The 13979-nt window shown below is 57.8% G+C and carries 13 protein-coding genes; 8 read left to right on the forward strand and 5 right to left on the reverse strand.

Features of this window, described 5'->3' with window-relative positions:
* Window positions 1-4: 4 nt before the first annotated feature.
* Both ACR0KN_RS09385 and ACR0KN_RS09390 read right to left on the reverse strand, forming a co-directional pair.
* Window positions 5-1102 carry an aromatic ring-hydroxylating oxygenase subunit alpha gene (locus ACR0KN_RS09385; RefSeq protein ID WP_260023009.1) on the reverse strand — a complete coding sequence of 366 codons (1098 nt, stop codon included), beginning with the start codon at window positions 1100-1102 and terminating at the stop codon, window positions 5-7.
* A complete protein-coding gene (locus ACR0KN_RS09390; protein WP_480653044.1) occupies window positions 1099-1986 on the reverse strand; it encodes a MurR/RpiR family transcriptional regulator in 888 nt (295 codons plus the stop codon). The genes ACR0KN_RS09385 and ACR0KN_RS09390 overlap by 4 nt, the downstream gene beginning before the upstream one ends.
* Before the next feature lie 66 nt (window positions 1987-2052).
* On the opposite strand from ACR0KN_RS09390, the gene ACR0KN_RS09395 reads away from it, so the two are divergent.
* The 4 genes from ACR0KN_RS09395 to ACR0KN_RS09410 are packed head-to-tail and all read left to right on the forward strand — an operon-like array spanning window position 2053 to window position 7474.
* A complete protein-coding gene (locus ACR0KN_RS09395) occupies window positions 2053-4497 on the forward strand; it encodes an FAD-dependent oxidoreductase (RefSeq protein WP_480653046.1) in 2445 nt (814 codons plus the stop codon).
* On the forward strand, window positions 4494-5096 hold the full coding sequence (locus ACR0KN_RS09400) for a dimethylsulfonioproprionate lyase family protein (protein WP_480653048.1): 603 nt from the start codon (window positions 4494-4496) through the stop codon (window positions 5094-5096). The genes ACR0KN_RS09395 and ACR0KN_RS09400 overlap by 4 nt, the downstream gene beginning before the upstream one ends.
* Complete coding sequence (locus ACR0KN_RS09405; RefSeq protein WP_480653050.1) at window positions 5093-6196, forward strand: mandelate racemase/muconate lactonizing enzyme family protein; 1104 nt, start codon at window positions 5093-5095, stop codon at window positions 6194-6196. The genes ACR0KN_RS09400 and ACR0KN_RS09405 overlap by 4 nt, the downstream gene beginning before the upstream one ends.
* Window positions 6197-6199: 3 nt before the next feature.
* Complete coding sequence (locus tag ACR0KN_RS09410) at window positions 6200-7474, forward strand: aspartate aminotransferase family protein (protein WP_480653052.1); 1275 nt, start codon at window positions 6200-6202, stop codon at window positions 7472-7474.
* Here the strand turns inward: ACR0KN_RS09410 and ACR0KN_RS09415 are convergent, their stop codons facing one another.
* Together ACR0KN_RS09415 and ACR0KN_RS09420 are read right to left on the reverse strand one after the other, a co-directional pair.
* Window positions 7475-8416 carry a LysR family transcriptional regulator gene (locus tag ACR0KN_RS09415; protein WP_170772641.1) on the reverse strand — a complete coding sequence of 314 codons (942 nt, stop codon included), beginning with the start codon at window positions 8414-8416 and terminating at the stop codon, window positions 7475-7477. It lies immediately after the preceding gene.
* Between the two features lie 66 nt (window positions 8417-8482).
* On the reverse strand, window positions 8483-8791 hold the full coding sequence (locus ACR0KN_RS09420) for a hypothetical protein (RefSeq protein WP_170473067.1): 309 nt from the start codon (window positions 8789-8791) through the stop codon (window positions 8483-8485).
* Window positions 8792-9035: 244 nt separating this feature from the next.
* On the opposite strand from ACR0KN_RS09420, the gene ACR0KN_RS09425 reads away from it, so the two are divergent.
* Together ACR0KN_RS09425 and lepA are read left to right on the forward strand one after the other, a co-directional pair.
* Entirely contained in the window at window positions 9036-9590 is a 555-nt protein-coding gene (locus ACR0KN_RS09425) for an RNA ligase family protein (RefSeq protein ID WP_480653054.1), read from the forward strand.
* An 87-nt stretch (window positions 9591-9677) separates the two neighbouring features.
* Window positions 9678-11477 carry a translation elongation factor 4 gene (gene lepA / locus ACR0KN_RS09430; RefSeq protein WP_480653056.1) on the forward strand — a complete coding sequence of 600 codons (1800 nt, stop codon included), beginning with the start codon at window positions 9678-9680 and terminating at the stop codon, window positions 11475-11477.
* A gap of 54 nt (window positions 11478-11531) precedes the next feature.
* Here lepA and ACR0KN_RS09435 read toward each other — a convergent pair whose 3' ends face one another.
* Window positions 11532-12629 carry a DHHA2 domain-containing protein gene (locus tag ACR0KN_RS09435; protein WP_480653058.1) on the reverse strand — a complete coding sequence of 366 codons (1098 nt, stop codon included), beginning with the start codon at window positions 12627-12629 and terminating at the stop codon, window positions 11532-11534.
* Window positions 12630-12957: 328 nt separating this feature from the next.
* Here ACR0KN_RS09435 and ACR0KN_RS09440 point away from each other — a divergent pair, with 328 nt between their 5' ends.
* Entirely contained in the window at window positions 12958-13278 is a 321-nt protein-coding gene (locus ACR0KN_RS09440; protein ID WP_480653060.1) for a hypothetical protein, read from the forward strand.
* Between the two features lie 130 nt (window positions 13279-13408).
* A complete protein-coding gene (locus tag ACR0KN_RS09445; RefSeq protein ID WP_480653062.1) occupies window positions 13409-13858 on the forward strand; it encodes a hypothetical protein in 450 nt (149 codons plus the stop codon).
* Window positions 13859-13979: the final 121 nt, after the last annotated feature.

Consider the following 13979-nt stretch of genomic DNA (forward strand, 5'->3'; position numbering starts at 1 on the left):
TGCGTCAATGTTCTTGACCATCTACAGCCTCACGCATCCAGCGCTGCAATGCAGCGATGGAATGCTCTGAACTGACCCCGCAGTTGGGGTCCAGCACAAGGGGACCGGGGCGATAACCACGAGATTTCAACCCACGCTGCACACTTTCCACGAGGTGGATGTCCTCTTTTACTGTTGTTTCGCGATCTTGAGCTGCAAGGCCCCGGATTACCTCACTTTCAGCACCTTCCGGCGTAAACCAGCCGCGCCAGACGGTGCAGTTTTCATGGCCGTGGGCACGCCAGTGGTAGGTGTTTAGAACATTGCCCGGATAGCATTGGAATGAGAACATGGGCCACAGGAACCAGCTCTGATAATCCCCTGCATGGGGCACCGACATGTCCACGGGATAGGTCATCTTTTCCATTGGCTGACATTCGGTCGTATGGCGCAGAACATATCCGCCGTCCGCATCCGGTTGGATGTCATAGGTTTCCGGCTTGATTACACCCTCGGCGAAAGTCGCGTGGTTAATGGGACAGTGGTAGCACTCTGAGTAATTCTCGACCGAGACCTTCCAGTTGCAGTTCTCAGGCACCTCGACCCATTCCAGAGGGGCAAGCCTGACGACATTGGGAACGAATTCGGCGATCTCTTCACGGACACCGGGGAACCAATCGTCCATCGGCGCCGCATCGTCATCGAGGTTGACGAAAAGAAAGCCATGGAAATCTTCGGTCCGGACTTCGGTCAGGCAGATCTCAGAGCGGTCAAAGCCCGGAACGGATTTGATGTTCGGACCCGCGCGCAAATGTCCAGTCAGTTCGTAGGTCCAGGCGTGATAGGGGCAGACCACCACACGAGTGTTACCAGTCCCGGTGACCATTTCGTGGGCACGGTGTTGGCAGACGTTATAGAAGGTGCGGATCACCTCGTCCCGGCCACGGATCGAGAACAGGCTTTGGCCCGCAATTTCAAAAGTGAAATAGTCACCGACATTGGGAAGCTGGCTGACATGGCCCGCGAATTGCCATGTCCGGGCAAGCAGGCCGGACATTTCTTGCGCATAAATATCGGGATCGGTGTAATAACGCGCGGCCAAAGACCTGATGGGTTCGGTCATGTCTTCTCCTCGTGATACAGTCCCAGCTGGTGGCGACGGTTGTGGAATTTCTCGACCCGTTCGACGATCTCGTCGCTGGCAACGGCGATGACGAATGACAAAAGCGTCTCGAGCAGCGCGATGATGCTGACCGAGGACGGGAAGAATTGCGGTGTATCGACCGATACCACGAAGTCATGATCGGCCAGACGCAGGATCGGGCTGGCGGGACTGTCGGACAGAGCGACGATGATCATGCCCTGTTCGCGCGCTATCTCGACGGCTTTGACCACCTCGGACCGGTAGGGTTTGCAGGTGATCGCGATCAGCACGTCACTTTCATCTGCCCACGCCAGATCATCGACAGGGGTCGAGCCCGGACGCGGGATGGCGTGAAACTCCTTCATACCGGTCGAGGCCAGATAGGTGAAATTGCGCGCGATCGAGTTGTTGACGCCCACGCCAAGGGTAAACACATTGCGCGAGGCCCAGATCGCCTCGGCCGCCGTCTTTAGGTCGTCGGTCAAGATACCCGCAAAGGTCTCTTCCACGTTGCGCAGCACGTCTTGCACTATGTCGGCATATAGCCCGCCCAGATCGTCCGATTTGCGAATGTCCTGAAGCCAGCGCGCGCGGTCGGGGAAGTCGGCGGCGCCGCGTCGGATGGCATCGCGGAAGGGCGCGCGGAAATCTTCGTAGCCTTCGAACCCGACCTGACGGGCCATGCGCACGACGGTGTTGGGTTTGACATTCGCAGCCTCTGCGATTTCGCGCACCGTCGACACCCCCACATCACGGGGGTTTTCCAAGACATAGGTTGCCGCCTTGCGTGCCTCGGGCGTCAGCTCGGAAAGCTCATCGGCCAGACGCTCGAGAATCGTATTTGATACATTTGTCCCATTCATGATTGACGATGGTATTTTTGTTTGCTTAGCCTGTCGAGAGGAAAACGACTCGAAAAGGATGTTGTCGTGGCAAGTGAGTTTCCATCCCACGCACGCGTGGTCATCGTCGGCGGAGGCATCATGGGCGTCGGGTTGGCCTATCATCTAGGGCATGAAGGCTGGGGTGAGGAAACGGTGCTGCTTGAAAAGGCCGAGCTGACCTCGGGCAGCACATGGCACGCCGCTGGACAGATCACACATTCGACCTCGTCCTTTGGGTTGGGGAAATGCGTGGACTACAATATCGGTCTCTATTCCGGTGGCTTGGAAGCGGAAACAGGCCAGCCGGTGACATGGCACGGCTGCGGGTCGTTTCGCCTAGCCTATACGGAAGACGAAATGGACTGGTTGCGCCATACGCTATCGGTGGGTCGCTCGCTGGGTTTCAACATCGAACTGGTTGGCCCGGAAAAGGTGGCCGAGTTACACCCGTTCTATAACCTCAGTGGTGTTCTGAGCGCACTTCACACGCCGGATGACGGTCACGTGGACCCGACGAATGTCACGATGGCGATGGCCGCTGGGGCCCGTCAGAAGGGCGTGCGGATCATCCGTCAATGCCGCGCCACCAACATCACGCAAGCTGACAATGGCGAATGGGTCGTTGAGACAGAGAAAGGCACAATCACCTGCGAGCATGTCGTCAACGCCGGCGGCACCTATGCGCGGCAGATGGGCGAATGGTCGGGGCTGCAATTGCCCATGACCTCGATGACGCACCATTACTTCGTGACCGACGAGGTGCCCGAATTCCAGGGTCTCGACGTAGAACTGCCCGTCATTCGCGACGACAAGAAAGTTTCGGGCTATATCCGGATGGAGCAAAAGAAGGGCCTGATCGGTATTTACGAGAAAGAAAACCCGAACTCGGTCTGGCACGATGAATGCCCATGGCATTACGAGAATTGGCTGTTTGACGCGGATTATGACCGTGTCATGCCGTATTTGGAAGAAAGCCTGAACCGGATGCCGATCTTTGCCGATCTGGGCATTCAACGCGTGGTGCACGGCGCGATCAGCCATCCCCCAGACGGCAACCCGCTGATCGGCCCGGCACCCGGTGTGCGCAATTACTGGTGCTGCTGCGGCACTCAGATCGGCATTGGATGGGGGCCCGGCCTGACCCGCGAGCTGGCGCGCTGGATGGTGCATGGGGCAGCTGACATCTCGATGCGCGAATTCGACCCGCGCCGGTTTGGCAGTTATGCCAAGAAGGACTGGCAGGTAGTGAAGGCCGAAGAGGATTACTGTCTGCGCCACGAAATCCCCTTCCCACATTTCAATCGTCTGGCCGGACGCCCGATCAAGCCGTCCCCTTTGCACGATCTGCTGAAAAGCAAAGGTGCCGTGCATGAAGAGGTCTATGGCTTTGAACGCCCACGCTTTTTCGCCAAGGGGATCGAACAGTGCGACCACTATTCCTTCAACCGTTCCCCCGTCGACGATATGGTCGCGGCCGAGGTGAAAGCGGTGCGCACCGGCGTTGGTATCATGGATGTGACCGCCTTCGCAAAGGTGCTGGTCGAAGGGCCGGATGCATACGCATTGCTGGACCGGCTGACCGCCAACCGAATGCCGCAGAAGATCGGCTCGATCACCCTGACCCACATGCTGAACCGCGCTGGCCGGATCGAGCTGGAAACGACGATTGTGCGGATGGCTGAAGACAGCTTCTATCTGGTCTGCGCCGCTTTCTTCGAACAACGCCTGCTGGACCACTTGAACTGTCAACGTGCGGAGGAAGATGTGACGATAACGGCACTGTCGTCCGAGTGGAGTGCCCTGTCCCTGAACGGTCCCAAGTCGCGTGACGTATTGGCCGCCTGCACTGACGCCGACTTGTCCAACGCCGGGTTCCGCTGGCTGTCTGCGCGGGAAATCACGGTTGCAGGTCACAATATCTGGGCATTCCGTATGTCTTACGCGGGCGAGCTCGGTTGGGAATTCCACATGCCCAATGACGCCAGCCTTGATGTCTATACTACGCTGTGGGCTGCGGGTGAGATACACGGCATTGCCGATTACGGCAGCTTCGCGATGAATGCGATGCGTATGGAGAAGGGCTTCAAGGGCGCTGGCGAATTGACCAACGAGGTCACACTGGTCGAGGCCGACGTGCTGCGCTTTGCCCAGACGGACAAGGAATTTCTGGGCCGGGACAAGACGCTGAACACAGACTTGCCGTGGGTCTGCGCCTATCTGGAAATCGAGCCCGACGGTAAAGCGGACGGCCACGGCGGTGAGGCGGTGATTTTGAACGGGCAGGTGGTCGGAGCCACAGCGTCGGTGGCCTTTGGCCCAACAGTCGGGAAGATTTTGGCCTTTGCCTATGTCAAACCTCACGCCGCCACTCCCGGCACGGCGCTTGAAGTGGTGATCCACGGCATCCGCCGCGCAGCCCGTGTGCTGGGCGATCCCGCCTACGATCCCAAATCCGAAAAGCCCAGAACCGACGCAAGGGAGATCGCGTGACACAAGCACAGGTCTGGACGCACGCAGCAGCCGAGCTTGTCCGCTGCTTTCGTACCCACCCCTCTCTTGCGGAGTTCAGTTCATTTCCGACTGATCTTGTGCCACAAAAGGTCACGGCGCGGGCCTTGCCTCCGCTTGATTTGCTGGCAACTGACCAAGCGTTGCGGTCTGGGACAGTCTCGACCTTGCGTGACGCTGTGCTTGCGCTTGCCTGCGATGCGCACTGGCTCGAGCATTATCGAGATAGCGGGATAGGCGATGATTTCTTGGATCGGTTTGGCTGCTTCTGTCTGGTCGGCGATCAGGGCGGCTTTGCATCAGACCAACTGCGTGTCTGGCTGGTCTATATGCCGCCACATCTGCACTATCCGTGGCATCATCACCCCGCGGAAGAGCTTTATCTAGTGCTTGCCGGGCAGGCAGAGTTCCTACGCGCCGGACAAGCTAAGCGCTGGCTGAGCTCTGGCGACACTGCGTTCCACGCCTCTAACCAGCCTCACGCGATGACGACGGGCGCAGACTCGGTTCTATGTCTGGTGTTCTGGCGCAATCAGTTCGAGTCCGGGCCGCAACTGACAGATGGAAATGACATATCATGAAAATCTCTCGCATTTCGTTATGGTCTGTCGATCTGACCAGCCATGAAACTTACTACATGGCCGAGGGCAAGACCTGCGACACGGTCAAAAGCCATGTCCTGTGTCTGGAGGCCGATAACGGAAAGAAAGGCTGGGGTGAGGTCTGCCCGATCCCGCATTACCTGCCCGCATTCGCCAATGGTGTCCCCGGTGCGATCGAGGAAATGGCACCCGAAATCCTTGGAGTCGAACCATTCGGCATTGATGCCCCAATGCGCAAACTGGATGCGTTCCTGCAAGGACATTTCTATGCGAAATCTATCGTCGACATGGCGTTGTGGGATCTGTTCGGCAGAGCGAGCGGGCAGCCCCTTTACGCACTGCTTGGTGGCCGCACCCAAGCTGACATGCCGCTCTATCACTCGATCACCTGCATCGCACCCGACGACATGGCGCGGATCGCGCGTCAGGCTCATGCGACGGGTATCCGACAGTTTCAGGTCAAGCTTGGGGCCGACGCCGACTGGCAAGCAGATGCTGAACGGTTGGCCAAGGTACGCGAAGCCGTGGGCGACGGCCCACTGGTCTATGGCGACTGGAACTGCGGGGCGACAAAACTTCAGGCCACTCGGACGGGACGCGCGGTGGCACATCTGGATGTTATGTTGGAGCAGCCCTGCAAAACGCTGGAAGATTGTGCAGCTGTAAGACAGGCAACTGGCCTGCCTATGAAAATCGACGAAAATGCCTATGATCTGGCGTCGCTCATGCACGCGCATGAACTGGGCGTGCTGGACGCAGCCGCCTTAAAACTGTCGAAATTCGGAGGGCTTTCCGCGATGCGCCGCGCCCGTGATCTGACTGTGCATCTGGGGGCTGAGATCTGCGCGGAATGCACTTGGGGATCAGACATCGTCACCGCCGCATCGCTGCATTTCGCCGCCTCGACACCGCGAGATGCCCTACTGAACACCTGCGATCTGTCGTCCTATGTAGGGCCACGCATTGCACCGGATTGTCCGTCCCGCAAGGATGGGCGTATTGCACCACCAGAAGGCCCCGGGCTTGGGGTGAGGCCCAATCCGGACATCATTGGTACCCCAATTCTTGAACTGGACTGACCTATGCAGAAACTGACTTCTCAAGCCGATTGGATCGCCCGTGCCCGCACCGTGTTGCCTGCCGGAGGCTTCGGCAATTTCGATCCCGGCATAGTCATCGCGCGCGGTGAAGGCAGCCGTGTCTGGGACGAGGATGGGAACGAATATGTCGACTATCTGATCGGCTCCGGCCCGATGCTTCTGGGGCATGGCCATCCCGAAGTCATAGATGCCGTTCTTGAGCAACTCCCCAAGGGCATGACCTTCTTTGCTAACAATGCCAAGGGCATCGAACTGGCCGAGGCGATTGTTGAGGCGGTGCCGTGCTGCGAACAGGTCCGGTTTGTGGCCTCAGGTGGCGAGGCCGACATGTACGCCATCCGTCTTGCCCGCGCCTATACCGGCCGCGACAAGGTCCTGAAGTTCGAAGGCGGATACCACGGGATGAGCGCCGAAGCACAGATGAGCCTTGCGCCCGAAGTCCGCATCAACTTCCCCCAAGCTATTCCCGACAGCGCGGGCATCCCGCAAGGGGTCGCTGATCAGATGTTGATCGCCCCGTTTAACGATCTGACCGCGGTCGAGGCGCTGCTGGCCGAAAACAAGGACGTTGCCGCGATTATCGTAGAGCCACTGCAGCGGATAATTCCCGCCTTGCCCGGCTATTTGCAAGGGCTACGCGACCTGTGCGACAAATACAGTGTCCTCTTGATCTTTGACGAAATCGTTACGGGCTTCCGGCTGGCCTATGGCGGCGCACAGGAACGCTATGGAGTGACTCCAGACATCTGCACCTTGGGCAAGATCATCGGCGGCGGTTTTCCTCTGGCCGCCATTGGGGCCAATACCGAGATCATGCAGCATTTCGACAAATCTATTGTCGGCGCGAACAAATGGCTAATGCAGCTTGGCACACTGTCAGGCAATCCGATCGCTGCCGCAGCCGGCCTTAAGACGATGGACATCCTACGCCGCGAGGGCAGCTATGACCGCCTGCGCGCCATCGGAAAAGAGCTGCAAGACATGCAAAGTGAGGAGTTGAGCAAGGCTGATATTCCGCATCAAATCTGTGGTGATGAGACCTTGTTCGACATCTTTTTTACAGCCAGTGCTTGCAGAGACTATCGGACCGCCAAGCATGACGACCCAAAGCGTAACGAAGCCTATAATGCGACGCTGCGACACCACGGCATCTTCAAGTCGCCCGGCAAACTCTATCCTTCACTGACGATCTCCGAGATGGACCTTGAGCTGACAAAAAATGCAGTTCAGGCAGCGGTGCGATCCATTCATGCTTGACTAACTTATCACCTTCAGCTGCCCGTCCAGCCACGGCAACTGCGCCAAAGCAGGGTCAACGATCTGGCTCTGCATCAGTCGCTTAATCATATCCGCCACTTCCTGCGGCACCTGATCCGACCAGTCGGAGCGAGTAATCAGTGAGATTCTGCGCGCGAACTCGCCAAACGGGGCAGGGTGCGCCTCCAGCCCGTCATGAAACCGCGCGGCGCGCATATAGCCCAGCGGCGTGGTGATCGCCCAGCCCAAACCCCGCGCCACCATCGCCATCAATGCCAGATGCGAGCCGATTTCGAACCGTTCTTCGAACTCCATTTGCTGCCGGGCCAGATGACCTTCGATCTGGCGGCTGATCAACTGTTCACGGGCGTAGCGCAGGAAGGGCAGATCTTGCATCGGCTGCTCTGCGCCCTTGGGCGCGACCAAAATGAAGGGGTCTTGGACCAGAGGGTATTCGATGACACCTTCCAATACTTCACCAGAATGGGCCGAGACAGCCATGTGTAACCGCTGCGCCTCCAATGCTTCGAACAGATCGAGGCTCGACAGCGTGATCAGCTTGAATTTCGACCGGGTCAGACTATCGGCTAGCAGGGTGGCCAGCCGGGGCGTCAAGTCGTTGTCGAAATCGTCGATCAATCCGATGGACAGAGTGGTCAGATGCCCCAGATCCATGACCGCCAGTTCGCTCTGCGCCACTTGCAGCTCACCCAGCACCGCTTGAGTGCGCGCCAGAAAACTGCGCCCGGCCTGCGTCAGCCGCATCGGCCGCCGCCCGTGATCCACCAGATCAGTGCCCAAAGCCTTTTCCAGATTGCGCAATTGCTGGGAAACCGAGGGCTGGCTGAGTCCGGTGATCTCGGCCGCCTGCGCCACCGATCCGGTCCGTGCCAGTGCCTCGAACACCTCAAGGCCCCGCAGGGTCAGCCCTTTCATCACCATCGCACATACCTTTCGCTGCGCCTTTTCTGAGGCGCAGCGGGCATCAGGTCAAGGATTTGCCGTCGGTCAGCTGCAGATCGCCTGCGCCATCTGGCCAAAGTTCTGATACCGATCCCACAACGCATCATCGCGCGCGGTCTGCGACATCTTCAACTCCTGCGCCTGATGGGGGTCTTCGAACCATTTGGCCACGGTCTTCTGATCGCCACGCGTCAACGCCTGATCTGCTACGCGCTGGATGCACGTACACCGCGCCCGCGTCGCCGCCTCACGGTCTGATGCCAAACACGCACGCTTGATCTGCGCCGCGTCCACTGTGTGGGCCACCGCCGTCACCGATGCCGCACAAAATGCGATTAGGAGGAACTGTTTCATACTCGAGCCTCGTTTTTGCCTGCCCGGACGGGTCTTCTGCCCCTCTCGGTCTGCGGCGGAGTATGAATCAAACTGGATTCGGGATCAATTGGGTGGTTTGAAAAAGTGATTGCACGCGGCTGGGATGTCGCGTTTTCTGGCCCGACTTTGTTTAGAACTCTTTCGTGAGACCAATATGCTTAAGAAATACGGACGCACGTTTCACTTGCCGGAATCCCCCGGGGCTACCAGCGATGATAAGATAATGTCCAGCATTGATGAATTGGCTTCGGCTGATGAGGTGGTCTTCACCGAAAAGATGGATGGTGAGAATACAACAATCCATAGTCAAGGCTGTCATCCTCGTAGCATCGACGCTAGATATCATCCGTCGCGCGATTGGATGAAGGCATTCGCAGCAGGCATTGCGCCTCAACTTGCCGAGGATGAGCGCATTGTCGGCGAGTATCTGTTTGCGCGTCATTCAATCGCATGTTCAGAGTTGCCAACTTATTTTCTGGGGTTTGGCTGGATAATTGCAGGCGTTGTTCAGTCTTGGGACACGACGTTGTCACGCTTTGAAGAACTTGGGATCGTCGCTGTTCCCGAATTTTATCGCGGACGGTTCTCTGCTAAGGTTGTGGCGGATGTGATCGCAGACCTGAATCTGGATACTCAGGAGGGTTTTGTCGTCCGTACAACGGCTGCGTTTAACGAAGAAGACATGCCCACTCATCTCGCGAAATACGTGCGCGAGGGCCATGTGCAAAGTGAGACGCATTGGATGAACGCGGAGTTGGTTAAAAACAGGTTGCTCTGAACGGTCATAGGCCTCGCAATCAAAGGGTTTCGCCGGGCTCTCGTCCCACCTTGACCGCGGCCCATTTCCGACGCATATCCCCAACCCATGACAGACCTCGCTCATATCCGCAATTTCTCCATCGTCGCGCATATCGACCATGGCAAATCCACCCTTGCTGACCGGCTCATTCAAGAGACCGGGACGGTCAAGGATCGCGACATGAAGGAACAGCTGCTCGACAGCATGGATATCGAGCGCGAGCGCGGCATCACCATCAAGGCCAACACGGTCCGCATCGACTATACTGCCGACAATGGCGAGGCATACGTGCTGAACCTGATCGACACCCCCGGCCACGTGGACTTTGCCTATGAGGTCAGCCGGTCCATGCGCGCGGTCGAGGGGTCGCTGTTGGTTGTGGACTCGACCCAAGGGGTCGAGGCGCAGACGCTGGCCAACGTCTATCAGGCCATCGATGCCGACCATGAGATCGTGCCGGTGCTGAACAAGATCGACCTGCCCGCGTCCGATTGTGACCGCGTGGCCGAACAGATCGAGGACGTGATCGGCATCGACGCGACCGACGCCATTCAAGTCAGCGCCAAAACAGGGCAGGGCATCCACGAAACGCTTGAGGCCATCGTCAACCAACTGCCCGCCCCGCAGGGCAATCTGGATGCGCCGCTCAAGGCGATGCTGGTGGATTCGTGGTACGACGCCTATCTGGGCGTCATCGTTCTTGTCCGCATCATGGACGGCACGCTGAAAAAGGGCATGCGGGTCAAGTTCATGTCAAACAACACCCTGCACCATGTGGACCGCGTCGGCGTCTTCCGCCCCGAGATGGAGATGGTAGACAGCCTCGGCCCCGGTGAGATCGGCTTTCTCACCGCATCCATCAAACAGGTCCGCGACACCCGCGTCGGTGACACCATCACCAATGACCGCAACGGTACCGAAGACGCGCTGGACGGCTTCAAACCCGCGCAGCCGGTGGTGTTCTGTGGCCTCTTCCCCGTCGACAGCTCGGAATTCGAAGACCTGCGCGACGCGATCGACAAACTGGCCCTGAACGACGCCAGCTTCAGCTTTGAAATGGAAACCTCGGCCGCGCTGGGCTTTGGCTTCCGCTGCGGCTTTTTGGGCCTTCTGCACCTCGAGGTCATCCGCGACCGCATCGAACGCGAATACGATATCGAGCTCATCACGACCGCCCCGTCGGTGATCTATCACGTCTACATGAAAGACGGCGAGATGATCGAGCTGCACAACCCCGCCGACATGCCCGACCCGTCCAAGGTCGACCATATCGAGGAGCCGCGCATCAAGGCGACCATCCTGGTGCCTGATGAATTCCTCGGCGACGTGCTGAAACTCTGTCAGGACCGCCGCGGCATCCAGCTGGACCTGACCTATGCCGGTTCCCGCGCCATGGTCGTCTATGACCTGCCGCTGAACGAGGTTGTTTTTGACTTCTACGACCGCCTGAAATCGGTGACCAAGGGTTATGCCAGTTTCGACTACCAGATGACCGGCTATACCGAGGATAATCTGGTCAAGATGTCGGTGCTGGTGAATGACGAGCCCGTCGACGCGCTTTCCACCATGGTTCACCGCGACCGGGCCGAGATGCGGGGCCGGGCGATGTGCGAAAAGCTCAAGGACCTGATCCCGCGCCACATGTTCAAAATCCCGATCCAGGCCGCCATCGGCGGCAAGGTCATCGCGCGCGAGACCCTCTCGGCGCTGCGCAAGGACGTGACCGCAAAATGCTATGGCGGCGACGCCACGCGGAAACGCAAACTGCTGGACAAGCAGAAGGCGGGTAAGAAGAAGATGCGCCAGTTCGGGAAGGTGGATATCCCGCAGGAGGCATTCATCTCAGCATTGAAGATGGACAGCTAAGGCTGTCCATCTTCAAGTGGTTGGCTACGAAATCGAATGTCACTCGCGACCTGATTAATTCTCTACTACGCGTTGTATCGCCGGCCCAATCTGGCGTTTGCGGGAAACTACGTCCTCTGCTTCTAGCATGTCATTCGCGATCTCCCCGCCGAACGCGGCAAGAACAAGGTCCTTGTCGGTGGCATCTCCCCAAAGCATGTAGGATTTCTGGTCGCGTGTATCGACAATTGCAAAGACCAGGTGGTCCAGACCGCTTGCATTCTTTTGCATTTCGATTGCGGTTTTCAGTTCTTGCCGACGGTCGATCAACTGCTGCGCTGTTAAAGTCTCAGCAACCCCGATGCCGACATTCTTACCGCCATACACGAAATCCTTGTAATCCAGCAGAACGATATCTTTAGCCGACAGCGCGCTCAGGTCGGATTTCGCCAGCAGCATATCTTCAGCAAAGGCATCGACATCATCAATCCCAGCCTGCCGTGCCAGTTCCTGCACATAATGGCGATCATAATCCGTGGTGGTTGGCAATGTCAGGTTGACGGTGTCGGAAAGGATCGAGGCCAGCCCAATGCAGGATAGAGAGGTGGGAAATTCAACGCCAAGCATCTGCGCCTGATCGGCTAGTATTGTTGCTGTTGATCCCCAAGGTCGTATCTCGATGCTGATGGCCTCTGACAAGTTGACAGGCGATCCACCAAGCGCGTGGTGGTCGATTAGAGCGACGATGTTTTCAGGGTCAACGCTGGACGGAAGCTGCGTGCTTTGATTGAAGTCCACCAGCCCCACGCTCATGCCCGAGAAATCATCGATAGCAACCGGTTCAATTGCACCGCACTGTTCGATTGCGAACTGGGATTCAGGGTTAATTGGGCCGGGAACTCCCGGTTGCCCTCCATAAATATGGGCTGCAAGTAAACTGGCACCAACCGAGTCTGTGTCCGGATTGATATGCCCGGTCCAGACCAGACCTTCTACGTTTTCCAGATTTCTTTGCAGATGGTCCAAAGCGGCCCCTTGCAACCCGTCGGATTGCGCCCATGATGCGCTGGCGGCAAAGCAGGATGCCGCGATTGCTGTCGCGCGAATGTGACTGATTAGAACTGGCTTTGAATGTGTGCCAGAATAGGAATGGCTCGCTTTCGTAAACTGCATAAGAGACCTCCGTCTGTTCACCGATTGCAAGAACTGTCTGTGTCAGAGACAAGCGTTGTGCACGGCAAGTTTGATCAGTAACAAAGGGTTACGTAAGTTTCGCCTAACATGCTTCGCATTAAGCCAGCATGAACATTTCTTAAGGATTCTTCTGAGCACTTCAGTCGAAAAGTTATGATTCCAAACCGGGCGTATTGTCGGGTGGGTTTGATCCCACGCATCGTAGCTAGGGTTTTCAACCCATCACCCACACTGTGACCCACCTCACAGCCCTGACACCCCCCACCTGCTACTATTGACCCACCAGAACCCTCGGTTGGAGGCCCAAATGTCCACATCCATGATCCCCATCATCGCCCTCGGGTCGGCGGGTCTCTATTCCGTGGCGATGATCGCGATGAAGTTCTGGTGGAAAATCCCCGGCGTGGGCCTTGGCCTGCTGATCGTCGCGACCCTGCTGGCCGGGGCCACACTGGAACTCGCTGCGCTGCGCGAGGAACGGCTGGGCATCATCTATACCGGCATTCTTGGGGCCGAGGTTGTTCTGATCGCCATCGCCTCGTTCTTTTTGTTTGGCGAGAACTTCTCGTATCGCGAGGCGGCAGGTATCGGCCTTGTCATCCTCGGCACCGCGCTGGCCTGGGCCTGACGCAAACATTACCGCTTTATGAAGTTTCCCTTAGGTAAGTTGTAACCGGCACACCTCCGCCCAATCTGTAGGCCACAGCAAGGATGTTCGCATTTGAACTCCAAAGGGTCGCTTTTAGGAGGAGATCCCCATGACCAGATACATGACTGCCGGAGCAGCCGCTCTGGCCACCAGCCTCGCCCTCGGAACCGCTGCACTGGCCGACACCACGCCGGACCTGCGCGGCACGTGGTTGGGAAGTTATACGACCGTGCAGCCCAGCCACTATTACAAGGGTGATCAGCCCCGCTTCAATCAGGCCGAATGGATGCTCGACGTCCAGATGCAGGAAGACAATGTCTTCTGGGGGCTCAGCAAGTGGCGTCGGGATGGCGATACCGAATGGAATGAATATGAGGCCACCGGAACCATCAGCCTCGATGGCTCGGGTTCGATCGGCATCATTGAAACCTCACCGCTGGTGATCGGCGCGAATGCGTTGATCGATGCGCGGTACGAGGACGGCAAGATCTTTGCCGATTTCCGTAGCCTGCGAAACGGAACGACCTACAGCACCGTTCTGGAACGTCAGGTGAACTGAAGCGTTTCCGGCCCGATCGGATGTTAAAGGGGGTTAATGCCGCTGAGATTTGTGACTGCGGCATGGAGTAGTCGGTACCCCGTTCAGGTCGGAGCGCTTCTCATCAACAATCGTCTCCACA

The sequence above is a fragment of the Ruegeria sp. AP7 genome, assembly GCF_056539905.1.